Annotated in this window: 30 protein-coding genes and 1 pseudogene; 20 read left to right on the top strand and 11 right to left on the bottom strand. The window is 61.1% G+C overall.

Features of this window, described 5'->3' with window-relative positions:
- Positions 1-77: 77 nt before the first annotated feature.
- From QRN70_RS09115 to QRN70_RS09105, 3 genes are all read left to right on the top strand, one after another.
- Positions 78-422: a YegP family protein gene (locus tag QRN70_RS09115; RefSeq protein ID WP_285417156.1), complete on the top strand. Its 345-nt coding sequence runs from the start codon at positions 78-80 to the stop codon at positions 420-422.
- A gap of 150 nt (positions 423-572) precedes the next feature.
- Positions 573-1,217 carry a hypothetical protein gene (locus QRN70_RS09110; RefSeq protein WP_285417154.1) on the top strand — a complete coding sequence of 215 codons (645 nt, stop codon included), beginning with the start codon at positions 573-575 and terminating at the stop codon, positions 1,215-1,217.
- Entirely contained in the window at positions 1,217-1,738 is a 522-nt protein-coding gene (locus QRN70_RS09105) for a hypothetical protein (RefSeq protein WP_285417153.1), read from the top strand. Before QRN70_RS09110 ends, QRN70_RS09105 begins: the two co-directional genes overlap by 1 nt.
- Positions 1,739-1,792: 54 nt before the next feature.
- Here QRN70_RS09105 and QRN70_RS09100 read toward each other — a convergent pair whose 3' ends face one another.
- Positions 1,793-2,674: a dihydrodipicolinate synthase family protein gene (locus QRN70_RS09100; RefSeq protein ID WP_285417152.1), complete on the bottom strand. Its 882-nt coding sequence runs from the start codon at positions 2,672-2,674 to the stop codon at positions 1,793-1,795.
- Between the two features lie 22 nt (positions 2,675-2,696).
- On the bottom strand, positions 2,697-3,479 hold the full coding sequence (locus QRN70_RS09095; protein WP_285417151.1) for an aldolase: 783 nt from the start codon (positions 3,477-3,479) through the stop codon (positions 2,697-2,699).
- Between the two features lie 160 nt (positions 3,480-3,639).
- Here QRN70_RS09095 and QRN70_RS09090 point away from each other — a divergent pair, with 160 nt between their 5' ends.
- Positions 3,640-4,182 carry a helix-turn-helix domain-containing protein gene (locus QRN70_RS09090; protein ID WP_285417150.1) on the top strand — a complete coding sequence of 181 codons (543 nt, stop codon included), beginning with the start codon at positions 3,640-3,642 and terminating at the stop codon, positions 4,180-4,182.
- A gap of 107 nt (positions 4,183-4,289) precedes the next feature.
- Here the strand turns inward: QRN70_RS09090 and QRN70_RS09085 are convergent, their stop codons facing one another.
- A complete protein-coding gene (locus QRN70_RS09085) occupies positions 4,290-5,309 on the bottom strand; it encodes a DUF4917 family protein (protein WP_285417149.1) in 1,020 nt (339 codons plus the stop codon).
- 151 nt (positions 5,310-5,460) lie between these two features.
- On the opposite strand from QRN70_RS09085, the gene yiaY reads away from it, so the two are divergent.
- From yiaY to QRN70_RS09060, 5 genes are all read left to right on the top strand, one after another.
- Entirely contained in the window at positions 5,461-6,609 is a 1,149-nt protein-coding gene (yiaY, locus tag QRN70_RS09080; protein ID WP_285417148.1) for an L-threonine dehydrogenase, read from the top strand.
- Positions 6,610-6,677: 68 nt separating this feature from the next.
- Complete coding sequence (locus tag QRN70_RS09075; protein ID WP_285417146.1) at positions 6,678-7,592, top strand: LysR family transcriptional regulator; 915 nt, start codon at positions 6,678-6,680, stop codon at positions 7,590-7,592.
- 143 nt (positions 7,593-7,735) lie between these two features.
- Complete coding sequence (locus QRN70_RS09070; RefSeq protein WP_285417145.1) at positions 7,736-8,929, top strand: CaiB/BaiF CoA transferase family protein; 1,194 nt, start codon at positions 7,736-7,738, stop codon at positions 8,927-8,929.
- Positions 8,926-9,852 carry a hydroxymethylglutaryl-CoA lyase gene (locus QRN70_RS09065; protein ID WP_285417144.1) on the top strand — a complete coding sequence of 309 codons (927 nt, stop codon included), beginning with the start codon at positions 8,926-8,928 and terminating at the stop codon, positions 9,850-9,852. The genes QRN70_RS09070 and QRN70_RS09065 overlap by 4 nt, the downstream gene beginning before the upstream one ends.
- Before the next feature lie 96 nt (positions 9,853-9,948).
- The gene (locus QRN70_RS09060; protein WP_285417142.1) at positions 9,949-11,280 is read left to right on the top strand and encodes an MFS transporter; all 1,332 of its coding nucleotides are present in this window, start codon (positions 9,949-9,951) and stop codon (positions 11,278-11,280) included.
- A 71-nt stretch (positions 11,281-11,351) separates the two neighbouring features.
- Here QRN70_RS09060 and QRN70_RS09055 read toward each other — a convergent pair whose 3' ends face one another.
- The gene (locus QRN70_RS09055) at positions 11,352-11,840 is read right to left on the bottom strand and encodes a DMT family transporter (protein ID WP_285417140.1); all 489 of its coding nucleotides are present in this window, start codon (positions 11,838-11,840) and stop codon (positions 11,352-11,354) included.
- Positions 11,841-11,918: 78 nt separating this feature from the next.
- On the opposite strand from QRN70_RS09055, the gene QRN70_RS09050 reads away from it, so the two are divergent.
- The 8 genes from QRN70_RS09050 (at position 11,919) to QRN70_RS09015 (ending at position 17,733) form a co-directional block, all read left to right on the top strand.
- Complete coding sequence (locus QRN70_RS09050; RefSeq protein WP_285417138.1) at positions 11,919-12,830, top strand: LysR family transcriptional regulator; 912 nt, start codon at positions 11,919-11,921, stop codon at positions 12,828-12,830.
- Positions 12,831-12,849: 19 nt separating this feature from the next.
- Positions 12,850-13,575 carry a PA3715 family protein gene (locus tag QRN70_RS09045; RefSeq protein ID WP_285417136.1) on the top strand — a complete coding sequence of 242 codons (726 nt, stop codon included), beginning with the start codon at positions 12,850-12,852 and terminating at the stop codon, positions 13,573-13,575.
- A gap of 39 nt (positions 13,576-13,614) precedes the next feature.
- Positions 13,615-14,331 (top strand): PA3715 family protein, encoded by a 717-nt coding sequence (locus QRN70_RS09040; RefSeq protein ID WP_285417135.1) that lies wholly within the window; start codon positions 13,615-13,617, stop codon positions 14,329-14,331.
- Between the two features lie 3 nt (positions 14,332-14,334).
- Entirely contained in the window at positions 14,335-14,751 is a 417-nt protein-coding gene (gene fos, locus QRN70_RS09035) for a fosfomycin resistance glutathione transferase (protein ID WP_285417133.1), read from the top strand.
- Positions 14,752-14,811: 60 nt separating this feature from the next.
- Positions 14,812-15,450 carry a LysE family translocator gene (locus tag QRN70_RS09030; RefSeq protein ID WP_285417131.1) on the top strand — a complete coding sequence of 213 codons (639 nt, stop codon included), beginning with the start codon at positions 14,812-14,814 and terminating at the stop codon, positions 15,448-15,450.
- Between the two features lie 79 nt (positions 15,451-15,529).
- Entirely contained in the window at positions 15,530-16,879 is a 1,350-nt protein-coding gene (locus tag QRN70_RS09025; protein ID WP_285417129.1) for a sensor domain-containing diguanylate cyclase, read from the top strand.
- Between the two features lie 117 nt (positions 16,880-16,996).
- A complete protein-coding gene (locus QRN70_RS09020) occupies positions 16,997-17,155 on the top strand; it encodes a KGG domain-containing protein (RefSeq protein WP_003222499.1) in 159 nt (52 codons plus the stop codon).
- Positions 17,156-17,229: 74 nt separating this feature from the next.
- A complete protein-coding gene (locus QRN70_RS09015; protein ID WP_285417127.1) occupies positions 17,230-17,733 on the top strand; it encodes a DUF4142 domain-containing protein in 504 nt (167 codons plus the stop codon).
- A gap of 49 nt (positions 17,734-17,782) precedes the next feature.
- Here the strand turns inward: QRN70_RS09015 and QRN70_RS09010 are convergent, their stop codons facing one another.
- Entirely contained in the window at positions 17,783-18,193 is a 411-nt protein-coding gene (locus tag QRN70_RS09010; protein ID WP_285417126.1) for a low affinity iron permease family protein, read from the bottom strand.
- Positions 18,194-18,407: 214 nt separating this feature from the next.
- Between QRN70_RS09010 and tam the strand changes: the two genes are divergently transcribed.
- On the top strand, positions 18,408-19,178 hold the full coding sequence (gene tam, locus QRN70_RS09005) for a trans-aconitate 2-methyltransferase (protein WP_285417124.1): 771 nt from the start codon (positions 18,408-18,410) through the stop codon (positions 19,176-19,178).
- A gap of 63 nt (positions 19,179-19,241) precedes the next feature.
- Here the strand turns inward: tam and QRN70_RS09000 are convergent, their stop codons facing one another.
- Entirely contained in the window at positions 19,242-19,970 is a 729-nt protein-coding gene (locus QRN70_RS09000) for a class I SAM-dependent methyltransferase (protein WP_285417123.1), read from the bottom strand.
- Between the two features lie 190 nt (positions 19,971-20,160).
- Between QRN70_RS09000 and QRN70_RS08995 the strand changes: the two are divergent.
- Positions 20,161-20,379 (top strand): annotated as a pseudogene (locus QRN70_RS08995) (DUF6124 family protein); the annotation flags it as partial.
- Between the two features lie 58 nt (positions 20,380-20,437).
- Here the strand turns inward: QRN70_RS08995 and QRN70_RS08990 are convergent.
- The 5 genes from QRN70_RS08990 to QRN70_RS08970 form a co-directional block, all read right to left on the bottom strand.
- Positions 20,438-20,845, bottom strand: a complete 408-nt coding sequence (locus tag QRN70_RS08990; protein ID WP_285417121.1) for a type II toxin-antitoxin system HicB family antitoxin — start codon at positions 20,843-20,845, stop codon at positions 20,438-20,440.
- Positions 20,846-20,876: 31 nt separating this feature from the next.
- On the bottom strand, positions 20,877-21,056 hold the full coding sequence (locus QRN70_RS08985) for a type II toxin-antitoxin system HicA family toxin (RefSeq protein ID WP_285417120.1): 180 nt from the start codon (positions 21,054-21,056) through the stop codon (positions 20,877-20,879).
- A 155-nt stretch (positions 21,057-21,211) separates the two neighbouring features.
- Complete coding sequence (locus tag QRN70_RS08980) at positions 21,212-21,625, bottom strand: PaaI family thioesterase (RefSeq protein ID WP_285417119.1); 414 nt, start codon at positions 21,623-21,625, stop codon at positions 21,212-21,214.
- Between the two features lie 337 nt (positions 21,626-21,962).
- Positions 21,963-22,121 (bottom strand): hypothetical protein, encoded by a 159-nt coding sequence (locus QRN70_RS08975; RefSeq protein ID WP_285417117.1) that lies wholly within the window; start codon positions 22,119-22,121, stop codon positions 21,963-21,965.
- Positions 22,118-22,843: a zeta toxin family protein gene (locus QRN70_RS08970; RefSeq protein ID WP_285418061.1), complete on the bottom strand. Its 726-nt coding sequence runs from the start codon at positions 22,841-22,843 to the stop codon at positions 22,118-22,120. Before QRN70_RS08970 ends, QRN70_RS08975 begins: the two co-directional genes overlap by 4 nt.
- A gap of 782 nt (positions 22,844-23,625) precedes the next feature.
- Between QRN70_RS08970 and QRN70_RS08965 the strand changes: the two genes are divergently transcribed.
- Positions 23,626-25,110, top strand: a complete 1,485-nt coding sequence (locus QRN70_RS08965) for an SIR2 family protein (protein ID WP_285417115.1) — start codon at positions 23,626-23,628, stop codon at positions 25,108-25,110.
- Positions 25,111-25,176 lie beyond the last annotated feature (66 nt).

Genomic DNA, 25,176 nt, shown 5'->3' with positions numbered 1-25,176 from the left:
CCCGAGCGGGCGACAGATGCCCGTGGCTGGTCTTTACTCCTTGGCGCGCCACCTTTCAATCGCCAGGGAGAACGAGCATGTCCGGATGGTACGAGTTGAGCAAAAGCAGCACCGGCCAGTTCAGGTTTGTGCTGAAGGCCGCGAACGCCGAAACCATTCTCACCAGTGAGCTGTACACCAGCCGCAGCGCCGCCGAAAACGGTATCGCCGCCGTGCAGGCCAATAGTCCGCTGGACGAACGCTATGAGAAAAAGTCGACCAGGGACGGCAACCCGTACTTCAACCTGAAGGCCGCCAACCACCAGATCATCGGCAGCAGCGAGGCGTATTCCTCCGAAACGGCGTGTGCCAAGGGCATCGCCAGCGTCAAGGCCAACGGCCCGACGAAGACCATCAAGGACAAGACCCTGCCGGTGCTCTGAGGCGCACTGTGACGTTCAGTCGCCAAGGTTTTGGCGACTGAATTCTGGCTATGTGCCACTATTTGCCTTATCCTCCGTCACCCATCCATGGAAGGGTCGGCGTATTCACTCTTTCGTGCCTGTCTGAATGTTCACGCAAGAGTCCCACCGATGATCCGCTTTCTCTCTGTCCTGATGATGCTGCTCGCCCTGAGCGGCTGCTACAGCCTGTCCCCGACGCACATTGACGACGAACTCAAGCCGACTGCCGAGTCCGGCGTGGCCTATGTGGTGGGCGTGGTCGGCATCTGGCCCAAGGCTGAATTCGCGGCGCAGGAACAAATGCTGATGATCCGCAAGCGCGGCGGCGATGAATTCGCCAGCGCCCGCCTGCACAACCAGTTTTATGCGCGCACCGAGCGCGACGTGCGCGAGACCGGGCACGGCATCGGCACGCTGTTCGTCATGCCGCTCAAACCGGGGCGCTACGAGATTTACAACGTGCGCTTCGATCAGGGCCGGGCGCTGTCCTGGAGCCGTGAAGACTTCACCATCGGCATGCAACTGGAGGCCGGCAAGGCCTATTACCTCGGCGATTTTCGCGCCGGCTGCCTGATCGGTCGCAATGCCACGTGCCTGTTCCTGCACAGCGATCACCTTGAGCGCGATGCGGCCCTGGTGCGCGCCAAATACCCGCAGGTGCCGGGTCTGCAACGCCTGGATATGCCCAACCTGTACACCGCCACGCCGTTCATTCGCGAAGAGAACGGCACCAGCGCCTCCATCTATAAAGCCATGCTGTCAGGAAAACTCTAATGCGCATCAAACAGCTGTTTCTCGGTCTGCTTCTGTTGCTCGGCGGTTGCCAGGCGACCCACAGCCTGAAGGCGCCGGTGGTCGACTACAACCAGGCACTGCCGGCCATCAACGTCGACGTCGTCGGCTTGCCGAGCTGGATGCTGCGTGACGATCTGCGTCGGCGCGGCACCTTCGAAGAGGTCAAGGCCGGGCGCAGCGAGGACGGTTACAACCTGCTGGTGATCGCCAACAGCGATGTCGGCGGGATGCAGCCGCAGATGTTGCTGAGTGCCTTTACCCTGTTCCTCGTGCCGGTACCGGTCAGTTGGGACAGCACGGTGATTTTCAGCCTCAGTCACGGCAAGGAAGTGCTCGGCGTCTACACGGTGCACAACCACAGTGAATCCTGGCGGGGCGCGTTCAACGCCTCGGGCGGCCAGTTCGAACACCTGCAATTGGTCACTGACACGTTTATCGCGCAGATCCTCAAGGATCAGCCATTCCACCGCGAAGCGATGAAACGCGCCGCCAGCCTTTGAGCGGCGCGCAGGAACAATCCCGCCCTGAGCAATCGGCGCGGGATTTTTTTTCAGTCAGCGCAAGGCCTTGAGCAGGTTTGCCAGTTGATTGGTGCCGCTTTCATCGAGCGCGAATACCGGCAGGCGCGGGTCGCCGACCTCCAGCCCGGTTGCGCGCAGACCGGCCTTGATCGTCGCCGGCAAACCGCCCTTGAGGATGAAGTCGAGCAGCGGCAACTGCCGGTAGAACAACTCGCGCGCGGTGTGCAGATCGCCCGCTTGCGTGGCTTCGTACAAGTCGAGGTTGAGCTGGGCAATCAGGTTCGGCGCCGCCGTGCACCAGCCCTTGGCCCCGGCCGCGAATGCTTCCAGCGCCAGCGGATTGCAGCCGTTGTAGAACGGCACCTGACCTTCGCCGAGCAGTTTCAGCTTGTGCATGCGCTGGATGTCGCCGGTGCTTTCCTTGACCATGGTCACGTTCTCCACGGCCTTGACGATGCGCAGGATCAGCTCGACGGAGAGGTCGATGCCGCTGGTGGCCGGGTTGTTGTAGAGCATGATCGGCACGCCGATGCTGGCGCCGATGGCGCGGTAGTGGGCGAGGATTTCCGCCTCGCTGAGTTTCCAGTACGACGCCGGCAGCACCATCACCACATCGGCGCCATGGGCCTCGGCGAAGCGCGCGCGGCGTACCGCATTGGCGGTGGTCAGGTCAGAGACGCTGACCACGGTCGGCACGCGTCTGGCCACGTGTTGGAGGCTGAATTCGGCCACCTGGTCCCACTCCGCATCGCTCAGGTAGGCGCCTTCGCCGGTGCTGCCCAGCGGGGCGATGGCGTGCACGCCACTGTCGATCAGGCGATCGATGGATCGACCGAGGGCCGGCAGGTCGAGGCCTGCCCCGTCGGCGCCGAACGGGGTGATGGTGTAGCCGATGATGCCGTGAAGTGTGGACATGGTGTGTCTCCGCAAAAGAATTTCAGTTCAGGCAATCGGCGTGTTGCCGCAGGTTCTGCCGGGCGTAGTAGTTGAACGCGGCAGCGTGGCGCTTGGGTTTCGACACCCAGTCATGCGCCTCGCGCCCCAGTTCGGGGATGATCGGCTTGATCGTGCCGGCGGCCATCGCCAGCAGTTGCAGTCTGGCCGCGCGCTCGATCAATTGCGCGATGACACAGGCTTCCTCGATGGTGGTGCCGGTCGACAGCTGACCGTGGTGGGAAAGCAGGATTGCCCGTTTGTCGCCCAGGGCGCCGGCAATCAGTTCGCCTTCCTCGTTGCCCACCGGCACCCCCGGCCAGCCTTCGAGAAAAGCGCAGTCCTCGTACAGAGGGCACAGGTCCATGTGGGAAATCTGCAGCGGCACTTCCAGCATCGATAACGCTGCGATGTGCGTCGGATGGGTGTGGATGATGCAGTTCACATCCGGCCGGGCGCGGTACACCCAACTGTGGAAACGGTTGGCCGGATTGGCCATGCCATGGCCTTCGAGGACTTCCAGGTCTTCGTTGACCAGCAGCAGGTTGCTCGCGGTGATTTCATCGAAGCCCAGGCCCAGTTGCTGCGTGTAATAGGTCCCGGGTTGCGGGCCGCGGGCGGTGATTTGCCCGGCCAGGCCCGAGTCGTGCCCGCTCTCGAACAGGATCCGGCAGGTCAGGGCCAGCTTTTGCCGGTCGGTCCACGTATTATCCGCCAGGGTCTTCTGCATCTGGGTCAGTGCTTGCTCGACCAGTTGCGCTTTGGGGAGTGCTAATGTCTTGGCCATATCGGGTGTCCTTTGGCTGATTCAATGGACGTCGGGTTTGCGCTTGCACCGCCACTGGCAAGGTCGTCGGTGCAGGCAAATGACACCAAAGAGGCTATATGACACAAAGTGTCATTGGCAAGCATCAATCGTCGCTTCCTCCGTGAGTTAATCGCTGCGCATGTCTATCCGTTTGAAATTACTGAGAAAAAAACTCGGCGTAACCCTCGAGGCACTGGCCGAGAAATCCGGCATGACCAAGAGTTATCTGTCGAAAGTCGAGCGCGGGTTGAACACTCCGTCGATTGCCGCCGCGCTGAAACTGGCCAAGGCGCTGAACGTCAAGGTCGAGGAATTGTTCAGCGAAGACAGCGTCAGCCTCGACAGCTACAGCCTGGTGCGCAGCCACGAGCGCCAGTCGCTGGCGGCCAATGACCAGAGCCCGGGGTACGCGGTCCTGGCGCATCAGGTCAGCGAGCGCAGCCTGCTGCCGTTCATCATCTACCCGCCGAGCGAGTTCACCGACAAGACCTTCAAGGAACACCTGGGCGAGGAATTCCTGTTCGTCCACGAAGGCCGGGTGGAAGTGGATTTCATGAACGAGCGGGTGCTGCTCGAGCGGGGCGATGCGCTGCACTTCAATGCGCAGAAGCCGCACCGGATCCGCTCGGTGGGCGAGGTGCAGGCGCAGTTGCTGGTGGTGGTGCACAGCACGGAAGAATGAGCCAGGCAGAACAAGCGTCGTCGTAACGCCGCCCGGAGCCAACCCGCGACCACCCTGGAATGCCTGGGGGCGCGAGCCTGCTCGCGAAAGCGCTCAACCTGCCTGAATCAAATCTCCACCGGGACCGAAAGCTGCGGATGCCCCAGCGCATGCGTCTTCGAATCGAAAAACCGCAACTCGACCCCGGTGCCTTCGAACACCTTCGCGTAATGGCGTTTCTGATGCTGAATGAACGCCGCACTGCGCGGATAAATTGAGATTGCCACGCTCTGCGGTTTCGCCAGCCGCAAGGCGCGCACGATATGAGCATCCTGCTCGCCCAAGGCATGGCCGAAGATGCACAGGCTGTCGCCATGCCCCAGTAACTGCTCGTAGCAGAACGACAGGTAGTCCGAGCTGCGGATGGTCTTGAGCTTGTCCGCGCTCGGCCCTTCGTTGACGAGCAGCGGCACGTCGTCGAGTGTCTTGATCGTGTTGTTGATTGCAAAGCTGCCGAGCAGCGTGCCCTCGGTCGAAGTCAGTTTGCGCGCCGTGCCGTCCTGGTTGCGCACCAGGTGCAGGCCGCCGTGCAGGTACAGCAGCCGCGGCTTGTCGCTGGCCGTGGCGCTCAGGTCGAAACTGGCATCGGCGCCGTTGAACAGGTCGTCGATGGCCTCGCTGCGGTACTGCAGCGCCCAGTAGTTGAGCAGGTCGTAATTGCTGGTGAACACGGTGCGATAACGGGCCAGTTCCTGATTCAGGGTCGCCAGGGTCGACGGCTGTACCAGGCGCCAGGGAATGTGCACGGCATGCACGGTGTTGATCAGCGCTTCCTTGATCGCGTAGTAGCGATTGCGTGGCGCGGCCGAACTGACGGCCAGGGCCTTGTTGACCCGGCTGGTGGTTTTCAGCGCGCCGAGTACCTGCTCGAAGCTGCGTGTCTGCAGGGCGTCGAACACGCTCAGCTCTGACGCGCTCAGCGGCTTTTCTTCCACCGTGCGCGCGTTGTCGAACAGCGAGTCGTAGCCGAAGTCGTCCCATACCGCGCGACTGGCGCCATTGCCGAGCAGCAGACCGTTGAAGTCAGCGGTGGCGCGCAGGACGCTCCAGTCTTCGAGGGTGGCGTCGACATCCAGAAAATCGGTCATTGCACAGGTGTCTCAAAACAAAGGGCGGATGGGCGGCGACTTTATCACGAGCGGGCATTGAGCCAGATCAACATCGGGCGTGACTGATCGGTCGATGCTGTACCCATCGCCGTATCGCAGCAGTCGATCCGGCCCCAGCCAGGAGACGCGCATGAGCAGCACCTTTTTCATTCCCGCCGTAAACATCATGGGGAGCGGCTGCCTCGACGAAGCGATGGTCGCGATCCGCAACTATGGGTTTCGCAAGGCGCTGATCGTCACCGACGCCGGTCTGGCCAAGGCCGGTGTGGCGGCCATGATCGCCGAGAAACTGGCCATGCAGGACATCGATTCGGTGATCTTCGACGGCGCCAAGCCGAACCCGAGCATTGCCAATGTCGAGGCCGGGCTGGGCCTGCTCAAGGAAAGTCGCTGCGATTTCATCGTGTCGCTGGGCGGCGGTTCGCCCCACGACTGCGCCAAGGGCATTGCCCTGTGCGCGACCAACGGCGGGCAGATCCGCGACTACGAAGGCGTCGACCAATCGAGCAAACCGCAACTGCCACTGATCGCCATCAACACCACCGCCGGCACCGCCAGCGAGATGACCCGTTTCTGCATCATCACCGATGAAAGCCGCCACGTGAAAATGGCCATCGTCGATCGCAACGTCACACCGTTGCTGTCGGTCAACGATCCGGCGCTGATGCTCGCCATGCCGAAAAGCCTGACCGCCGCCACCGGCATGGACGCGCTGACCCACGCCATCGAAGCCTATGTCTCCACCGCCGCCAACCCGATCACCGACGCCTGTGCGCTGAAGGCCATGACGCTGATCAGCAACAACCTGCGCCTGGCCGTGCGCGACGGCAGCGATCTCGCCGCGCGGGAAAACATGGCTTACGCGCAGTTCCTCGCCGGCATGGCCTTCAACAATGCCTCGCTCGGCTACGTGCATGCGATGGCGCACCAGTTGGGCGGTTTCTATGATCTGCCCCACGGCGTTTGCAACGCGGTGTTGCTGCCGCACGTGCAAACCTTCAATGCCCTGGTGTGTGCCGAGCGCCTGACCGATGTGGCGCACGCGATGGGTGCGGACATCCGCGGGTTCAGCCCGGAAGAGGGCGCCCAGGCGGCCATCGCGGCGATTCGCTGCCTGGCCAGAGATGTCGACATCCCCGGCGGCCTGCGCGATCTCGGCGCCAAGTGCACCGACATTCCACTGCTCGCGGCCAACGCCCTGAAAGACGCCTGCGGCCTGACCAATCCACGGGCGGCGGACCAGCGCCAGATCGAGGAGATTTTCCGCAGCGCATTCTGAGGCGGGCGCAGGGCGGACGAACGACGGTATGCTGGTCGTCCGTCCGCGCTGCCATTGCCGAGTCCCGCATGCTGCAAAGAAGCCTGATCCGCCGTCTCGACCTGATCACCCTGCAACTGTTCGTCGCCGTCCACGAAGAGGGCACGCTGACTCGTGCGGCGGGCCGCGAAGCCATCGCGGTGTCGGCGGCGAGCAAGCGCCTGATGGAGCTGGAAGAGGCACTGGGCATCGGCCTGTTCATCCGCCAGGCCAAGGGCATGACCCTCACGCCAGCCGGCAAGACCCTGTTGCACCATGCCCGGCAGATGCTGTTCAACGTCGAGCGCATGGGCCTGGAACTGGGCGAGCACAGCCACGGCATCCGCGGCTACGTGCGGATGCTGGCGAACCTGTCGGCGATCATTCAGTTTCTCCCCGAAGACCTGCGCGACTTCTCCGCGCAGCATCCGCAGGTCAAGACCGACCTCGAGGAACGCCCCAGCGACGGGGTGATCCAGGGCGTGCTCGACGGCGTCGCGGATTTCGGCATCTGCTCCAGCGACAGCGACATCAAGGGCCTGCACAGCGTGCTCTACCGCCAAGACAAACTGGTGGTGGTGATGCTCGCCGAGCACCCGCTGGCCGGGCGCGAATCCGTGGCGTTCGGCGAAACCCTCGACAGCGATTACGTCGGTCTGCACGCCGCCAGTTCGATCAACATGCGCACCCACGCGGCTGCCCGTCAGGCCGGCAAGGTCCTGCGCATCCGCATTCATGTGCCGGGGTTCGACGCGGTGTGCCGGATGGTCCAGGCCAACATGGGCATCGGTATCCTGCCGCAGCGCGCCTACGAGTTGTTCGGCCGGGCGCTGGGGCTGCACGCGGTGCCGCTGAGCGATGCCTGGTCGGATCGCGCCTTGATCATGGTGGTGCGCGACGAGGCCGGTCTGTCGCCGGTGAGCCGGATTCTGTTCGAACGCCTGCGTGCCGGGGCGGCCGGGTGATTGCGCCAGCCGCTGCCTGAGTCCGACAGATAATTTCCCCAGCGTTCGCGTTTGGCGAACGCCTGTTGCCGAGTGACGGTTGGATTGCCTCGCCGCCATTCCTCTAGCCTTGGCCGCAATTCCAAGAACAAGAGGTACTCGCGATGACTGCCCCCCTGAGTGCGATCAAAGTGATCGAGATCGGCACCCTGATCGCCGCGCCGTTTGCCGCGCGCATGCTCGCCGAATTCGGCGCCGAGGTGATCAAGATCGAAGCCATGGGTCAGGGCGACCCGCTGCGCAAATGGCGCAAGCTGCACCAGGGCACGTCGCTGTGGTGGTACCTGCAATCGCGCAACAAGCAATCGCTGGCGCTCAACCTCAAATCCGCCGAAGGCATCGAACTGGTCAAGCAACTGGCCCGCGACGCCGACGTGATCATCGAGAACCTGCGTCCCGGCGCGTTGGAAAAACTCGGCCTGGGCTGGGACGTGCTGCATGCGCTGAACCCCAACCTGACCCTGGTGCGCATCTCCGGCTACGGCCAGACCGGGCCCTACCGCGATCGTCCCGGTTTCGGCGCGATCGGCGAGGCCATGGGCGGCATCCGCTACACCACCGGCACGCCCGGTTCGCCACCGGCGCGGGTCGGTGTCAGCCTCGGCGACTCGCTGGCCTCGCTGCACGCGGTGATCGGTGCGCTGATGGCGCTGCTGCGGGTCAAGACCGGCCAGGGCGGCGGGCAGATTGTCGATGTCTCGCTGGCCGAAAGCGTGTTCAACGTCATGGAAAGCCTGGTGCCGGAATACGACATGCTCGGCCATGTCCGCGAACGCAGCGGCGGCGCGTTGCCAGGCATCGCGCCGTCCAACACTTACCTCACCGCCGACGGCGCCTACGTGGTGATCGCCGGCAACAGCGACCCGATCTACAAGCGTCTGATGCAGGTGATCGGCCGCGACGATCTGGCCGAGGCGCCACAGTTCGCCCACAACGACGGCCGCGCGGCGCAGAGCGGCCTGCTCGACGCCGCCATCACCCACTGGACCAGCAGTCTGCCGATCACTGACGTGCTGGCCGCGCTGGAAGCCGCCGAAGTCCCGGCCGGGCGCATCTACTCAGTGGCCGACATCGTTGCCGATCCGCACTATCAGGCCCGCGACATGCTGCTCGACGCCGAACTGCCGGGCGGCGCCAGCGTGAAGATGCCCGGCATCGTCCCCAAACTCTCGGAAACCCCCGGTGGCGTGAACTGGTCCGGGCCCGCGCTGGGCCAGCACACCGACGCCATCCTCGCCGGCCTCGGCCTCGACGCCCGCGACATCGAACGCCTGAAAAGCCAGGGAGTGGTGCAATGATTACCGACTATTCGCAAGCGTTGCTCGTCCAGGAAGTCGCGCCCCGCGACGGCCTGCAGATCGAGCCGACCTGGGTCGAGACCGAGGACAAGATCGCCCTGATCGATCAGTTGTCCCTGGCCGGTTTCAGCCGCATCGAGGCCGGTTCCTTCGTCTCGCCGAAAGCCATTCCCGCCCTGCGCGACGGCGAGCAGGTGTTCAACGGCATCCAGCGGCAGCCGGGCGTGATCTACGTCGCGCTGATCCCCAACCTCAAGGGCGCCGAACGCGCGCTGGCGGCCGAGGCGGATGAACTGAATCTGGTGATGTCCGCCAGCCAGACCCACAACCTGGCGAACATGCGCATGAGTTGTGAGGCTTCGCTTACAGCGTTTTTCGAGATCGTCGCGTTCACCGCGGGCACCGGAGTGCGACTCAACGGCAGCATCGCCACCACGTTCGGTTGTCCGTTCGAAGGGCTAATCGATGAGGATCGCGTGCTGCACCTGGTCGAGACTTACCAGCAACTCGGTATTCAGGGCATCACCCTGGCCGACACCACCGGCATGGCCAATCCGCGCCAGGTCGAGCGCCTGGTGCGGCGAGTCCTGCAGCAGGTGTCGCCGGCGGACCTGACTCTGCACTTTCACAACACCCGGGGCCTGGGCCTGTGCAATGTGCTGGCGGCCTACGAGGCCGGCGCCCGGCGTTTCGACGCGGCGCTGGGCGGGCTCGGCGGCTGTCCGTTTGCACCGGGCGCCTCGGGGAATATCTGCACCGAGGACCTGGTCAATCTCTGCGCGGAAGTCGGGATCTACACCGGTATCGATCTGCCGCTGCTGCTGAAGCTGTCCCGCAGCCTGCCGGCGCTGCTCGGCCATGAAGTCCCCGGGCAACTGGCCAAGGCCGGGCGCAATTGCGACCTGCACCCGATTCCCACCTGACTCCCGGCGCTCCCGCCACGGGAGCGCCCTGCAAGCCCTCACCACCAGACAACAAAAACAATCGGACGCTACCGGCAGTCCGCCTGGAGAAACCCCATGAGCCTCAATGTAATGGAGGCGGGCGCGAGCCCGTCCGTCGATCTCGACGCCGAAAAAGCCCTGGTCAGCAAGGTCGCCTGGCGCCTGATGCCGCTGATCATGGTCTGCTACCTGTTCGCCTTCTTCGACCGCATCAACATCAGCTTCGCCAAGTTTCAGTTGCAGGCTGACCTGAGCCTCAGCGACACCGCCTATGGCCTCGGCGCCGGCCTGTTCGTGGTCGGTTACGTGCTGTTCGAAGTGCCGAGCAACATGATGCTGTACAAGGTCGGCGCGCGGCGCTGGATCGCCCGGATCATGATGTCCTGGGGCGTGGCGACGGCACTGATGGTGTTCGTCACCAGCGAATGGCAGTTCTACTTGCTGCGTTTCCTGATCGGCGCGATGGAGGCCGGGTTTGCTCCCGGTGTGCTGTATTACCTGACGCTGTGGTTTCCCCAACACTTCCGCGGGCGCATCACTTCGATGCTGTTCCTCGCCTCGGCATTCGCCGGGCTGGTCGGCGCGCCGTTCTCCGGGCTGGTGCTGGAACACCTCGACGGGGTCCTGCAGATGCGCGGCTGGCACTGGTTGTTCCTGCTCGGCGGCGTGCCGTGCGTGGGCCTCGGTTTCCTGGTGCTGACCCAACTCAAGGATCGCATCGAGGATGCTCACTGGCTGAGCGCGCAGGAGAAAACACTGCTGGCCAGCCGCATCGCCCAGCACGAACCGCACAAGAGCGGCGGTTCGCTGCTGGCAGCGCTGAAGATTCCCGGTTTCCTCACCCTGGGGCTGATCTATTTCCTGATCCAGGTGGCGTCCTACGGCCTGAATTTCTGGGCGCCGCAACTGATCCGCAGCGCCGGCACCGAGAGCCCGGTGATGATCGGTCTGCTGACGTCGATCCCGTACATCTGCGGCGCGATCAGCATGGTGGTGATCGGACGCCTGTCCGACGCCACCGGCGAGCGCCGCAAGTTTGTCGCCGGGCTGGTGATTGTCGGCGCCATCGGCTTCTTCAGCGCCGGGATCTTCGCCAGTCACACCACGTTCCTGATCGTCGCCCTCGGCCTGCTTGGCGCCGGCATCATTGCCTCGATCCCGAGCTTCTGGACCCTGCCGCCGAAGTTGCTGGCCGGTGCCGGGGCCGGCGCGGCTGGCGGGATTGCGGTGATCAACACGCTTGGCCAGTTTGGCGGCATCGTCAGTCCGGTAATGGTCGGGCGGATCAAGGACCTGACCGGCAGCACCACACCGGCGTTGTATGTCATCGGTGTCGCGGCCTTGATCGCGGCGGCATTGCTGCTGTGGGGCCTGCCGCAGAAACTGCGCACGCTGGACAAGGGCTGAGGCGGACAGAGCCGGCGCGGACGCCATCGCGGGGTTGCTCGCGATGGCCAGAGGCGCGTGGCTGTTGCGCCTCACCCGGCTGGCACTGCGCTCTTCTGCAACCCTGGGCCAAACTGAATCAGTCCTACCCCGGCAAGCAACAACAGCGCGCCCAAAACCCGAGGCAGCGTAAGTGGCTTGGGCGTCAGGCCAAACAGGCCGAAGTGGTCCAGCAGCATCGATGCCAGCATCTGCCCGGCCAGTGCCAGTGCGACGAAGCCCGATGCCCCCAGTTTCGGCAGGAGCATCACCGCCAACGCGACGAAGCACACGCCGAACGCGCCTCCCGTCCACAGCCACAACGGCGCTTTGGCGATGAACGCCAGCGACGGCAACGGCAAGCGCAACGCGACGATCACCGGCAACAGCACCAGCACACTCACCAGCAACGATGCCAGCGTCGCCCAAAGCGGATGCCCCAGCCCGCGCGCCAGATGGGCATTCATCGCACTCTGGAACGGCACCACTGCGCCGGCAAATGCCGCCAGGAGCAACACACCGGCCCACTGCAAAGTATTCATCTTCGTTCTCCGCCAAGGTTCTGCTGGACTGTAGGTCATTCGTCGCGCAGATTTAAATTCCAATTTGTGATGCGGAACATGCAGCGAATGAATGATCTGCGGCGTATCGACCTCAACCTGCTGGTGATCCTCGACGCCTTGCTCAGCGAGCAGCACGTAACCCGTGCCGCCGAGCGGCTGCACCTCAGCCAACCGGCGGTCAGCCATGCCTTGGCGCGTTTGCGCGACCTGCTCGGCGATCCGCTGCTGGTCCGCGCGGGATCGACGCTGGTGCCCACCGCGCGCGCCCTGGAACTGGTGGCGCCCCTGGCCGAAGCACTGGCCCAGGTGCAGTCGCTGCTGGCGCCGAACACCTTCGATCCAGCCAGCGCCCGCCGGACCTTTCGCCTGGCGATGTCCGACTACGGCGCCGCGATCATCCTGCCCGGGCTGATTCATACACTGCGGCGCGAAGCCCCCGGCATTGATCTGCAAATCAGCCATGCCAGCCGCGAAGGCATGGTCGAAGGTTTGCTCAACGGTGACATCGATCTCGCGGCCGGCGTGCTCCCGGAACTCCCCGGTGAATTGCGCAGTACGCCGCTGTTCGAGGAACGCTACGTCTGCCTGCTGGACCGCCAGAGCCTTCCCGCGGGAGGTGTTCTCGACATGCCAACCTACCTCTCGCGTCCGCACGTCCTGCTGGAAATGCGCGGCAGCGGCACCCCGGAAATCGAACGCACCCTGACCGCCCTGCGCGAACGTCGCCGCGTCGCCATCAGCCTGCCGCACTGGAGCGTCGCCCCGCAGTTCATCAGCGGCACGGATCTGATCCTGACCGTGGCTTCGCGGGCGTTGCAGGATGTGCAAGACGAAGCGCTGATCATCGTGCCGCCGCCGTTCGCGATCGCGCCATTCACCTTTGTCTCGGCGTGGCACACGCGCCGGGGCGGGGATCAGGCGTTGAACTGGTTGAATCGGCGGATCGGGGAGGGGATAGTGCGCGGCTGAAATCTTCTAGGAGCAGGGTATGACAATGAAGTCGGTTTTACGCGGGTGTGTGGCGGTGGGCGGATTCTTGTTGGCAGGGCAGGTGCTCGCCGATTGCGTGAAGCCAGCCGTGACGGGCGAGTACGGGTTTTCTGTCTGCAAGGAATGGCCAGCCTATCCGGGGCTGACCCTTACAGCACGTTCGCAATACGAACAGGGCTCGACGCAGGGCGGCGGCCCGCAGGGTACTTACGATCTCGACCTGGCGGTGCTGAGCGTCGATCAAGCGAGCCCAGTCGCGACGTATCACAAGGCTGGCGCTTTTGCGTCCGATGCGATTGAGCTGGACGAGTTGACGCTGGACACGGCCCGCTACGCACTCACGCCTGAACTGCGCGCCTTTGGTGTGCGCACGCACTCGCGCAACTTCTCCAGCGCCAACCCCTACGCGCAAACCCTGCTGTCGCTCTACGTGAGGGAAGGGAACCGGTTGCGTCCGGTGCTGGAAAATCTCTATGTGGATGTCAGTGGCGCGGAATGGGACGGTTGCGCCGGGGACAGTTTTCAGAACAGCAGAACCGTGGAAATCGCCAAGACCCGTTCACATGGCTATGCCGACCTGATTGTCAAAACGGTCGCGTCCGGCACGACTGCGGTCGGCAAGGGCGAAACCTGCGACGAGAAGTTCAGCAGCCACACGGTATTGACGACACTGCGCTATGACGGCAAGTCTTACGTCGTGCCGGCGGCACTCAAAGGCATGTAACGCTCGCGCACGCTCGATGAATTTTTTCAAGGAAGAACAATGCTCACCCCGACCCGACTGTTCATCGCCCTCAGCGTTTTCGCGATCACCGCCCAGGCGCAACCGGCCTGTGTGACAAAGAATCACGACGACCAATCACTTTCGCGCTGCAAACCATGGCCGGCGTTCAAGGAGCAGGTGATTGCCGTCAAGTCCACGTATGTACCGGACGCCGGTAGTGACGATGCGGGTGTGTTTGATCTGGATCTGGCGCTGCTGAACAGCACCAACGCCAAACCGATTGCCACTTACAGCAAACCCGGGGCGTACAACTCCGATGCCATCCGCTTCGACGACCTGGTAATCGATACGGCCCGTTACCGGCTGGCTCCGGATGTTCGCGCCTTCGGTCTGCGTTCGAAGTTCGGGCACAGTTCAAGTGCCATGCCCTACGAAAAAACCGACCTGACCCTGTATGTGCGCGAGGGCAATAAGCTGCGCCCGGTACTGGATGGCCTGGTGGTCTTCAAGAATAACGGTGAGTGGCTGGAAGACTGTGCGGGTGAAGGTCGACAAATTCGCCGAACCGTGGAAATCGGCCCGACCAGCCACAACGGTTATGCCGACTTGATCATTACTTCCAGCGGCACAGCGATGAAAACCGTCAAGTCCGGCAAGAAATGCGTTGCCCAGGATACCCCGCTGAAGAAAAGCCAGATCACCCTGACCTACGACGGCAGGCAATACACCATTCCTGAAGATTTCAGAGGTTACTGACCGATGCTCACCGGCCTCAATCACCTGACTCTCGCGGTCAGCGACCTGAACCGCAGCCTGGCGTTCTATCGCGATGTGCTGCACTTGCGTGTCGAAGCCACGTGGGACGCCGGTGCCTATCTATCGCTGCCGGGGCTGTGGTTGTGCCTGTCGCTCGATGCGCAACGCCAGACCGGACCGGGCGCCGACTACACGCATTACGCGTTCAGCCTGAACGCCGAGGACTTCCCGGCATTCGTGCAGCAGCTGCGTGCGGCGAACGTGCAGCCCTGGCGCGACAACCGCAGCGAAGGCGCGTCGTACTACTTTCTCGATCCGGACGGCCACAAGCTCGAGGCGCATGTCGGCAATCTGGCCTCGCGCCTGGCCGCGTGTCGGCAACAGCCCTATGCAGGCATGCGTTTTTTCCACGAGTCGTGAATATTCACAGAGCGCTGGGATAGACTGGCGGCCACGTTTTCCGGCGCTTGCAGGTGTTCCATGACTCCATCGTTGCTAATGGCCGTGCTGGCCTCGGGTTTCATCTACGGCATCACGCCGGGGCCGGGTGTGCTGGCGGTGTTCGGCATCGGTGCCGCGCATGGCCGACGGGCCGGAGCGGGGTTCCTGTGCGGGCATCTGCTCGGCGATGTGGTGTGGTGCAGCACGGCGCTGATCGCGATTGTCGGCGCGCGGGAAATCGGCAGCACGGCGTTCGATGTACTCGGCGTACTCAGCGGCCTGTACCTGTTCTGGCTGGGCTGGCGCGCGGTGCGAGCGCGGCGCAGCCATGGCGAGCAGCCGCAGGGTGCGGCGCGCCAGCCGTTCTGGCACGGCATCCTGTTCGGCCTGACCAACCCCAAGGCTTACCCGGTGGCGGTGGCGACTTTCACCGCGCTGCTGTCGAGCCGCGCCGAACTGCTCAACTGGTCGATGCTGCCGATGCTGATCGCCCTGAGTTTCCTGGGAGGATTGCTCGCCTACGCTATTCTCATTGGCATCGTCGGGGCCCGTCGGGTGCGCACCTTGTACCAGCGTCACGAACTGGCGATCACTCGCTTGTGCGGGGTGATGTTCATCGGTTTTGCCATCAACGCGCTGGTGCATGCACTGCCGGGGTTGATGCCGAACAAGGCTTGAGCGAGGTCGCACGGATGCGCGGTTGCAGGGGCAGGGATGATTGAACAGTGCTGCATTGACCGGACATCCCAGCTGAACCATGGAAAAGCGAAATTCCGCGCCGTCGGCGAGTTACCTCGATCTGCTGCTGGACGCCGTGTGTGCGGTGGACAGGCAGGGCCGTTTCGTTTTTGTCAGTGCCGCCTGCGAACGTATTTTCGGCTATACGCCTGACGAACTGATCGGCCAGTCGATGATCGACTACGTTCACCCCGGCGACCGCGCGCGGACCCTGGCCGCGGCCAGCGACATCATGGGCGGCGAGCCCAAGCACAACTTCGAGAACCGCTACCTGCGCAAGGACGGCAGCGTCGTGCACATCCTCTGGTCGGCGCGCTGGTCGGAGGTCGATCAGCTGCGCATCGCCGTGGCCCGCGATATCACCGAGCGCAAACTGGCTGAATCGCGACAGGCTGCGCTGTATGCGATTTCCGAAGCGGCGCATGCGGCGGAAGACCTGCTGGCGTTGTTCAAGCGCATCCACCTGATCATTGGCGAATGGCTGCCGGCGCTGAATTTTTCCGTGGCGCTGTACGACGAGCACTGCGCGCAGCTGAATTTTCCCTATCACGTCGACGACCACGAGTTGCAGCCCGAGCAGCCTGGCACCGTCACCGGCCGCTTGTGCGCGGAAGTCATCCGCAGCGGCCAGCCGATTCTGCTCACCCCGGAGTGCCCCGACGCCCCGGCCGATTTCGCCGCGCTGGTGGCGGACCAGCACTCGCCGTGCTGGCTCGGTGTGCCGCTGAACTCGAAAAACGGCACCATCGGCGCGCTGATCGTCAAGAGCCTGGCCGGTGGCGAGCGCTACACCGAGCAGGACAAGGAGTTGCTGCAATACGTCTGCGCCCAGGTTGCCACGGCCATCGAGCGCCAGCAGTTGCACGCACGCCTGCGCCGCATGGCGCAATACGATCAACTGACTCAGCTGCCCAACCGCGAACTGCTGCGCGACCGGCTCAAGGCGGCACTGGCCGGCGCCAGGCAGGCGTCGGGGCACATGGCGCTGTTGTATGTCGACCTGGATCGCTTCAAACAGGTCAACGACACCTTTGGCCACGCCGTCGGCGACATGCTCCTGCAAACGGTGGCCAACCGCCTCAAGGGCTGCGTGCGCGAGACTGACACGGTCGCGCGGATCGGCGGCGACGAATTCGTCGTGCTGCTGCACAGTGTGCATGCCACCGACGATGCCGAGGCGGTGGCGGACAAGATTCGCCAGGTCCTGGCGCAACCGATGCGCCTCGACGGACATAACCTGCACATCGAACCGAGCATCGGCGTGGCTCGCTACCCCGAGCATGGTCGGCATGAGCAACAGTTGTTTCGTCATGCCGACCAGGCCATGTATGCCGCCAAGCGTCTCAATCATCGCGCGCTGGATTTCTGAAAAAAACGGCGCCGTTCGTCGCAGCGTCGGCAATTTTTCTAAACCTTTGTCGACGAGAAAATTCTCAATCTAGGCGGGCACCTGCTCGCCACGATCAATACCAAGAGGTAGAGAATCATGCCTAATTCAAGAAACTCGAACTCGGGAAACTTCGCCAACGATCGAACGAAGGCCTCTGAAGCCGGTCGCAAGGGTGGCAAGACCACCACCACGACGGTCGATAAAGAGCCTGCGAAAACCGAAATGGGCCGCAAGCCTGCGCAAAAATCGAAATAGTCGGTGAAGTTGTTTTGATTGAGAGGCGGGGGCGCAAGCTCCCGCTTGAATCTGTTCAGAAGGAGGGCGCGACCATGAGCCGGATGGCCACCCGAGTACGCAATGCCAGTTTTGTCACCCTGTTGGGACTGTTCGCTAGCAGTGCTTTCGCCCAGTCGCCCGCCGAATTCATCAACGAAGCCTCGGCCAAAGGCATGGCCGACATCGAGGCCAGTCGCCTGGCGCACCAGAAGTCCGAGTCCAAAGAGGTCAAGGACTACACCATCGTCGTCATCAACGATCGCACCACCGCCAACCAGCACCTGGCGAAAATCGCCAAGAAGCTCGACCTGCCCGTGGCCCCGCGCGAGGAAGTCGCGGACAAGGCCAAGGCGCTGATGCCGCAAGTGAAGGATGGTGCGACGTTCGACCAGGCTTACGCCGCCAGTCAGGTCAAGGCCACTGAAGAAGCGATCCAGCAGATCCAGCAGGAGGCACAGACCACCGATGTGCCGGAGATCAAGGCGTTCGCCGATGAAACCCTGCCGAAACTGCAGAGCCACCTTGAGATGGCCCGGGCGCTGCAAGCCAGCCGCTGAATGCGAGGGATTAAAAAACGGCGCTTTTTAGCGCCGTTTTTTTTGCCCGTCAGCAATCGTTCAGATCCTGTTTCGTTTTGCTCTTGGCACCCAGCCCTTCCAGATCGAAGACCTCGTTTTCGCCCAGCGAGCGATAGTGCCTGCGCAGCGCCTCCAGTTGTTTGAGGTCCAGCGATTCCAGCCCGAGCATGGCGTTCTGCGCTTCCTTGTTGACCCGCAGCAACTCGTCGAGCTTGAGGTGCAGGATGTCGGTGTCGCGGTTCTGCGTGTTCTGGATCAGGAACACCATCAGGAAGGTGATGATGGTGGTCGAGGTATTGATAATCAGCTGCCAGGTGTCATTGAACTGGAAAATCGGCCCGCTCAGTCCCCACAACCCGATCAGAATCAATGCCCCCATGAACGTCTTGGGACTACCGGCCCAGAGCGCCAGCTTTTGAGAGATCTTCGCGAATTTCATTGCCGTATTCCTTATTGGGGAGAGCCTGAAATTCAGACAGCGGTGGTGCTGTGAAAATTCTACTTACAAATGCATGTCCTCGCTGGAGGCCTTGAAAGCTGCGGGTTTGCAAGCATCTCGGACATTGGTAGGGAGGGCGTTGCGTATCAATCCCTGTATTGTGACGGCCAGCCGCTTTTCCCGTTTCGCTGAAACGACCCGACAGGAGAACGCAATGCCCTGGTCCGCCAAGCAATACGTCGCTTTCGAAGATGAACGCACCCGCCCGGCCCGCGATCTGCTGGCGGCGATTCCCACGGCTGACGCGCGCACGGTGGTCGACATCGGCTGCGGCCCGGGCAACTCCACCGAATTGTTGCTGGAGCGTTTTCCGCAGGCCCGGGTGCAGGGGCTGGACAGTTCGCCGGACATGATCGATGCGGCGCGCAAACGCTTGCCGCAGTTGCAATTCGATGTTGCCGACATCGATACCTGGGCCGACACCGGCCCGTTCGATGTGATCTTCGCCAACGCGGTGTTGCAATGGCTGCCGGATCACCCGACGTTGCTGCCGGCGCTGGCGGGCAAACTGGCGGCCGGCGGTAGCCTGGCGATCCAGATGCCGGACAACCTCAACGAGCCGTCCCATCGGCTGATGCGCGAAGTTGCCGCCCAAGGCCCGTGGGCCGGCAAATTGGCTGGCGCGGCGGGGCAGCGTACGCAAATGGCGGCGGCCGATGGCTACTTCTCGATGCTGCGTCCGCACTGTGCACGGGTCGACGTGTGGCGCACCACCTATCACCATCCGCTGGCGGACGGTGCCGCCGGGGTGGTGGAGTGGTTCAAGGGCAGTGGCCTGATTCCGTTTCTCAGTCCGTTGAACGCAACCGAGCGCGAGCAGTATCTGCGCGAGTATCTGGCGGCGGTGACCGAGGCGTACCCGGCGTTGGCGGATGGCTCGGTGCTGTTGCCGTTTCCGCGGTTGTTCATTGTCGCGACGCGCTGACGGGCAAGCCCCAAGGGCTGATCGCGCTCAGCCCTTGGGTTCGTTCTCACGCTGTAGACCGGCTCAGCGTTGCACCGCCACCAACATCATCATCGGTCGCTCCCGCTCTTCAGCCAACGCCGGTTGCGCCGCCACTTGAGCATCGCTCGGGCCCCATTCGTTGACTTGGCGGAGGCTGAAGCCGGCGTCAATCAAGGCGTTGAGCAGTGTGCCCATGGTGCGGTGCTGCTTGATCACGCCTTCGGCCAGCCAGTCGGTGACCCGCTCGCCTTCCATCTGATAACTGTCCAACGGCCAGCGCTTGCGGCCTTCGTGGTCGATAAGCCAACCCGGATTGCGTGGCGCCATGAAGATCGGGTGCTCGATGGAAAACACAAAATGCGCGCCGGGTTTCAGTGCGGCATGCAGCGTAGCGAACAGCCCGGCAAGATCCTTGATGTAATGCAGTGCCAGCGAGCTGTAGGCCAGGTCGTAAGTGCAGGTAGGCAGGTCCAGCTGTTCGAGGTCGGCGCGTTCATAGTGAATGTTGCCTGCCGACGTAGTGTCTCGCGCCCGTTGCAGCATTTTCTCCGAAACGTCCAGCCCGAGTACGTCAAGCGCCCCTTGTTCACTGGCCCAGCGGCAGAACCAGCCGTAGCCGCAGCCCAGGTCCACCACCTGCAAGTCGTGCATGGACGGCAGCATGGCCTTCAGCGCTGGCCACTCCGGCGCAGCATCGAGGCCGCCGATGGAACGGTTCAGCTGGCTGTAGCCCTGGAAAAATCCGGGATCGTCGTAAATGTTTTGAGTCATGCCTGAATGCTCTTTGCCGTTCGTTCGTCAGCGGCGCATTGGCCGCGCTCTGGATTCCCTCGAAAGTGATGACGCGTATTCGTCGATGGCCGCGCAGGGGGAGGGTGGTGGGTGAGGGAGAAATGCTAGCGGTTCGGGAATCCGAAGAGTACCGCTGGAGTGTTGGTGATCTGTAATCGCGACACGCCCTGAACCCACACCCATGTACCTCGCCAACCCGGCCTGCAATACCGAGTCGCTGCTGGTCAATGCCGGCGAAACCCTGGGCTGCGCCACCACCATGCTCAACAACTCCGCCGCGCAGTTGGACCCGGCCCAGCGCAAGACCGCACTGGGCATTTCGCCCATTGGCATGCTCGGCGAGCTGGCGGTGAACCAGGCGCTGGATCACGTTGCAGCGAAACCTTGAGCAACAATGCAGGCACAAAAAAACCGGTCATCAGCGCCGGTTTTTTTGCGTTCCGGATTCAACGCTGCTGCAAGACCTTGAGCGCCGCCGAAGCGAGAAATCCGGAGCGGCTTTTCTCCTCGGGGTGGTGCAACACGTATTCATCAATACGCTTGAGCAGATAGCCCGGCAGCGTGATATTGAGCTTCTGCGCCTTGCCCAGGTACTGGGTCACGTCGATATCCACCACGGCCCAGGTGCAGCCGGCGTATTTTGGATTGGCGGCATGCAGCGTGACCTTGTTGGCTGGCGGAATCGGCGCACCGTCCTCGGCGAGAATCTCGAAATGGCCCTCGATGGCTTCGCGAGCCATGGCCATCGCGTCGTCGAGGTCGTCGCCGGCGGAAAAACAGCCGGGAATATCCGGTACTTCCACTCCCCAGGCGTGTTCGCCATCGCCCACGGAAATCGCAATCGGGTAAAGCATGGGTTGTCCTCCTGGCGGCTGACCGAGCAGGTCAAAGCAGCGCCTGTTGCAAAATACTGATTGCCGTTTTCTTCAGCAGGTCCTTCTTCGGATGGGGCACGGTGACCAGACCGGGTTTGGTCGGATGCCTGAAATGATGATGGCTGCCCCTGATCCGCACGAGATACCAACCGTCCGCGACGAGTTGGCCGATTAAAAAACGGCTGTTCACAACACCTCCTTGTGGTGTGATTGGTGGTTACTATACCCACGATTTTTTATCGTTCAACACAATAAAGCCGCGAGCGCTCATCGTTGCGATGAAGTCGGCTGAACCACAGTTTAGAAGGGCAAACGCCGCACGGCCGCGGCGTATGTTGCGAGGCTTTACCGCTGCGGCACGGCGAACACGGCGCTGGCCCGGGCGACCATTCGATCAGCCACATGCAGGCCTACCGTGGCAAACGCCAGTTGCCGTCCTTTTTTCGAATGCTCGAGACGCACCTCGAGCCATTCATCGATTTGCACCGCGCCGAGATAATCCACCGTCATGCTCGCGGTTACCAGAGGCAGGGGAGGATCGCTGGCAAACGCCATGACGTAACCCATGCCGACATCCGCCAATGTCGCCAAGACACCACCATGCAGAGTCCCGCGCCCATTGGCATGGCGTAGGTCGGTCCAAAGGCCGATCTGCAACTGCAATCCGCTGCCTCGGCTGTAGATCGGGCCGAGCAGATCAAGCAGCGGACTGCTGCGGGTGAGCGGGGTAAAACCCTCGGGAATCGCTTTGCTGTTCATGGCCCATCCTCGCGCCGGCCTGCGACCGGCAGTGGTGAACACGGAGCGTGCCCTCCAAGGTATAAGCCACGGTGACTGATTGGAGAATGATCATGCCGTCAGGGAATTTGCGGCGATAAGCGGATCGACTGGGAAACCAGTCTGGGCCAGGGCCAGTGTGACGGTGAGCAGATGCTCAAAATCCAGACACAAAAAAACCAGCCACAAGGACCGGTTTTTTCTTTGGGTGCATCCCCCGTCGAAGCCTGACGTGAGACAGGGTATTTCCCCAGCAGATTAACCTCAGAATGATAAAGCCCGGCACCTGGCCGGGCTTTATTGAAATTCCGTAACGCAATCAGGCCTGCTTTTCGCGCGCCGCCAACATCACCTCATTCTGCTTTTTGGTGGCTTCGGTCAACACTTCGCTGTAGACGCGCTTTTTTTCTTCGGATTTCGCATTCCGAATGAAGTCTGCGAATGGACTCGTGGATTCCTTTGTGGATCCGAGTTTCATAGGGTTGCTCCGTCATTGATCCCAAGCAGGGTCATCAGGTCGTGTCTCGTATGCTTCTCGGGGATATGGTAGTCGATCTTGTCGATACCAGCCTTGTACAGGCGTCCCGAATTATCAATGTGCTTCACAAGCAGATCGACATGAAGAACCTTGCCAAACTCTAGCTTAAGGGTATTTACCACGTCACGTGCTGCGAAGTATTGGTCGACGAAATGCTCCGGCCTAATTCTGCGTCCTTCAGCTTCCTCGCGAGCCTGGACAAAGGACCAGGCAAGGCTAGGGTCTTGATAGACGTAGAGAATCTGTACAAATCTTTGTTTATCGAGGCAACGCTGCACATTTTTCCTTGCGATCTGGATGTTCGAGAGGGTGCCATCCAGCAGGAAGGATTGCTTCCGATCCAAGGCAAGGTCAATTAGTTTGCCCACTAGAATTGAAACTGCTCCTTGGAACAGCCAGGCATTGCCACCTTGATAGGCTTCAAATTCGTTTCTCAACTCGTCCGGATCGATTCTCAGGATGGGGGTATCAGAGAACAGGTTCAGCAGGGCCAATGATGCCTCTGTTTTGCCAGCGCCCGGTGAGCCTGCCATGAATACCGAGACAGGTTCTTTTTCGGCAGGATACTTGGTCTGATCGGTAAGCCGCTTGCCGATAGCTTTCTTGTTTGATCGAGCAAACTTGATCGCATCCTCCCAGATGGCTTGCTCTTCTCTTGTCATGCCTGGCTTTCTGTCGTCATGCACTGGATTCACCTCTCTTCGAGTGAGTGGTGTTTTTCCGTGTTTGTCTCGATTACCGAGGCACAGAGTCTCAGTGCGGCATTGCGCAGCTCGATGGGCTAGCCCGTGCGTGTGGATCATTTTCTGAAGGACCGCTTCCAGTCGTAAAAGAAACCGTAGCGTAGTGAGGGCTGGCGAATCAGCAATCAACGTTGTGTTTCCCGATTGTTCTACGCTGGCCAAGTGACCAGGCTCAAATCCGGGACACAAAAAAACCGGTCACAAGGACCGGTTTTTTCTGTGGCTGCATCCCCCGTCGAAGCCTGACGTGAGACAAAATTCGATTGGAGCGGGTGAAGGGAATCGAACCTTTATTGGATATTTCCGGCTTAAAGCGTGTATCCGTGTAGTGATCTCTCGTCCCCAAGCCCCCTCTTCATGGGGGGATAGCCGTTTTCTCCACCGTGCACCACGGTGCACCGTCATACCACAGTATCCCCGGAGCCAATTGCAGCGCAACACTCGCCTAGGGTCGTCCGATCCGGAGCTCATGTCGCGTTTTTGGTCGGCGGCTCCGACCTGTGAACTCGACGTAAATTGTCCCTCCAATCAGAGGTGCCAGAGGCACCAAAAGCAGCGCGACGAGGAGATGGCTAATGGCTATAAATGGCGTCTGAATCTGTGGTAGCGTGGGCCCCTCCCGGCGGCTTTGGTATGGCGGCTAGTCCGTGTCTTTGCCTTCAACGTAGTCGAATCGATGTCATGAACTAGGATTTGAGTCAATGGATTTCAACACTCTGGAAGAGCGCCTGGCGGACTATGGATCGGGCGGATATCTTTTCTTAGAAGCATTCATTATCAAACTCCTTCAGGTCGAAGGACAGCAGTTAGGGCAGAAGGTTGAGGGTCAAGACAGCCATGTTTCAGCTTTTGACGCCATTGCTCCAAGTGGTATCGGTGAAATTTCTTCACCGCTGGTTGTGGAAATAGTATTTTCTGTTTCCCGGTCAAAGCTCGATGCTACCGTTGAAAAATTTAGAGGGCATTCTAGTCGCGGTTACAGTTTGCTGATCATTGCTCCAAAAATATCAGATCTGAAGAAAAGTATTTATATCAATGAAGAAAACCCACAAGTGGACAATCTTGTCTACCTATGGGGTGGGAAGGAAGTCAACGAGCTGATGCAGAAGCATAAGGAGGCTGTAGAAACGCTCACCTCTAATTTGTTTTCTCTGCGTTTAAAAATGGCTGCGGAGCGTACTGTCAGGTCGTGGAAGGAAGATCGTGATCAGTTAGTAAAAGCAGTTGCTGAAAAATACCGAGCAGGCAGGTTTTCTTTAATTCTTGGCGCTGGAGTATCCAGTAGCGCTGGATTGCCTGATTGGAATACTCTGCTGAATTCCTTATTAGTTTCTATGCTATCGCAGGAAAATTTCGGCGGCCCCCACGGCGATCCGGTTAAGGTATCTGAAATCGTCGCCAGGCTAATGGAAGTAGATGGGCCGTCCACATTGATGTTAGCAAGGTATATCCGAAAAGGGCTTGCTGTGGGATCACCTGTAGAACAGCAAGGGTTTGTTGATGCGATCACCCATCAGCTTTATTCTTTGCGTGACAAAAAATTCCCAGTCGAATCAGAGCTGATTTCTTCTATCGCGAAGCTATGTACCCCGACTCGAACCGGTGCCAACGTAAAATCTATTTTGACCTATAACTTTGATGATTTCATTGAGAGGGCGCTGCTCTCGCGCTCGTTGGTACATAAAAGCGTGTTCGAAGAGTTTGAGACACCAAGCGCTGAAGAACTGCCTGTATACCATGTGCATGGTTTTTTACCGGAGGATAGGCAGCGCTACTCCAATCTGGATCGATGCACCTTAGTTTTCTCTGAGGAAGGCTATCATCAGATTTACCGTGACGCCTATCACTGGTCAAACTTGGTTCAGTTGAACAGCTTCAAGGAAAGCTCGTGTCTTATGATCGGTCTTTCACTGACCGATCCGAATCTGCGCCGGCTATTGGAGATCGCGTCCAAATCGATCGAGGAGCCCAAACACTTCGCTTTCATGCGGCGTTTGACTTCCAAGAAATTCATGGCAGGGGCGAGTGGCAAGCCTCTCAAAATCTCAAATGCTGTTGTTGAGCGCTTCCTTGAAAGACACCATTCCACCAACGAAGAGCTTATGCGTGAGCTAGGGGTGAGCGTCATCTGGTACGAGGAGTATGGCGACATCCCGGAAATTTTGAGCAAGATCCATGCTGGATGAGCGGTCTATGTTTGTCCAAGGCGAGGCCACCCAACAGCTAGCAGGTAGGGTTGATCGCCAGGTAAT

This window comes from Pseudomonas sp. efr-133-TYG-5, from assembly GCF_030209175.1.
Classification (GTDB): Bacteria; Pseudomonadota; Gammaproteobacteria; order Pseudomonadales; family Pseudomonadaceae; genus Aquipseudomonas.
This window is presented reverse-complemented; position numbering and strand designations above follow the sequence as displayed.

Bases quoted from the DNA above. Each gene is read 5' to 3' on its own strand.
- QRN70_RS09115 (WP_285417156.1), top strand. From the start codon at position 78: ATGTCCGGATGGTACGAGTTGAGCAAAAGCAGCACCGGCCAGTTCAGG.
- QRN70_RS09110 (WP_285417154.1), top strand. From the start codon at position 573: ATGATCCGCTTTCTCTCTGTCCTGATGATGCTGCTCGCCCTGAGCGGC.
- QRN70_RS09105 (WP_285417153.1), top strand. From the start codon at position 1,217: ATGCGCATCAAACAGCTGTTTCTCGGTCTGCTTCTGTTGCTCGGCGGT.
- QRN70_RS09100 (WP_285417152.1), bottom strand. From the start codon at position 2,674: ATGTCCACACTTCACGGCATCATCGGCTACACCATCACCCCGTTCGGC.
- QRN70_RS09095 (WP_285417151.1), bottom strand. From the start codon at position 3,479: ATGGCCAAGACATTAGCACTCCCCAAAGCGCAACTGGTCGAGCAAGCA.
- QRN70_RS09090 (WP_285417150.1), top strand. From the start codon at position 3,640: ATGTCTATCCGTTTGAAATTACTGAGAAAAAAACTCGGCGTAACCCTC.
- QRN70_RS09085 (WP_285417149.1), bottom strand. From the start codon at position 5,309: ATGACCGATTTTCTGGATGTCGACGCCACCCTCGAAGACTGGAGCGTC.
- yiaY (WP_285417148.1), top strand. From the start codon at position 5,461: ATGAGCAGCACCTTTTTCATTCCCGCCGTAAACATCATGGGGAGCGGC.
- QRN70_RS09075 (WP_285417146.1), top strand. From the start codon at position 6,678: ATGCTGCAAAGAAGCCTGATCCGCCGTCTCGACCTGATCACCCTGCAA.
- QRN70_RS09070 (WP_285417145.1), top strand. From the start codon at position 7,736: ATGACTGCCCCCCTGAGTGCGATCAAAGTGATCGAGATCGGCACCCTG.
- QRN70_RS09065 (WP_285417144.1), top strand. From the start codon at position 8,926: ATGATTACCGACTATTCGCAAGCGTTGCTCGTCCAGGAAGTCGCGCCC.
- QRN70_RS09060 (WP_285417142.1), top strand. From the start codon at position 9,949: ATGAGCCTCAATGTAATGGAGGCGGGCGCGAGCCCGTCCGTCGATCTC.
- QRN70_RS09055 (WP_285417140.1), bottom strand. From the start codon at position 11,840: ATGAATACTTTGCAGTGGGCCGGTGTGTTGCTCCTGGCGGCATTTGCC.
- QRN70_RS09050 (WP_285417138.1), top strand. From the start codon at position 11,919: ATGCAGCGAATGAATGATCTGCGGCGTATCGACCTCAACCTGCTGGTG.
- QRN70_RS09045 (WP_285417136.1), top strand. From the start codon at position 12,850: ATGACAATGAAGTCGGTTTTACGCGGGTGTGTGGCGGTGGGCGGATTC.
- QRN70_RS09040 (WP_285417135.1), top strand. From the start codon at position 13,615: ATGCTCACCCCGACCCGACTGTTCATCGCCCTCAGCGTTTTCGCGATC.
- fos (WP_285417133.1), top strand. From the start codon at position 14,335: ATGCTCACCGGCCTCAATCACCTGACTCTCGCGGTCAGCGACCTGAAC.
- QRN70_RS09030 (WP_285417131.1), top strand. From the start codon at position 14,812: ATGACTCCATCGTTGCTAATGGCCGTGCTGGCCTCGGGTTTCATCTAC.
- QRN70_RS09025 (WP_285417129.1), top strand. From the start codon at position 15,530: ATGGAAAAGCGAAATTCCGCGCCGTCGGCGAGTTACCTCGATCTGCTG.
- QRN70_RS09020 (WP_003222499.1), top strand. From the start codon at position 16,997: ATGCCTAATTCAAGAAACTCGAACTCGGGAAACTTCGCCAACGATCGA.
- QRN70_RS09015 (WP_285417127.1), top strand. From the start codon at position 17,230: ATGAGCCGGATGGCCACCCGAGTACGCAATGCCAGTTTTGTCACCCTG.
- QRN70_RS09010 (WP_285417126.1), bottom strand. From the start codon at position 18,193: ATGAAATTCGCGAAGATCTCTCAAAAGCTGGCGCTCTGGGCCGGTAGT.
- tam (WP_285417124.1), top strand. From the start codon at position 18,408: ATGCCCTGGTCCGCCAAGCAATACGTCGCTTTCGAAGATGAACGCACC.
- QRN70_RS09000 (WP_285417123.1), bottom strand. From the start codon at position 19,970: ATGACTCAAAACATTTACGACGATCCCGGATTTTTCCAGGGCTACAGC.
- QRN70_RS08990 (WP_285417121.1), bottom strand. From the start codon at position 20,845: ATGCTTTACCCGATTGCGATTTCCGTGGGCGATGGCGAACACGCCTGG.
- QRN70_RS08980 (WP_285417119.1), bottom strand. From the start codon at position 21,625: ATGAACAGCAAAGCGATTCCCGAGGGTTTTACCCCGCTCACCCGCAGC.
- QRN70_RS08975 (WP_285417117.1), bottom strand. From the start codon at position 22,121: ATGAAACTCGGATCCACAAAGGAATCCACGAGTCCATTCGCAGACTTC.
- QRN70_RS08970 (WP_285418061.1), bottom strand. From the start codon at position 22,843: ATGACAAGAGAAGAGCAAGCCATCTGGGAGGATGCGATCAAGTTTGCT.
- QRN70_RS08965 (WP_285417115.1), top strand. From the start codon at position 23,626: ATGGATTTCAACACTCTGGAAGAGCGCCTGGCGGACTATGGATCGGGC.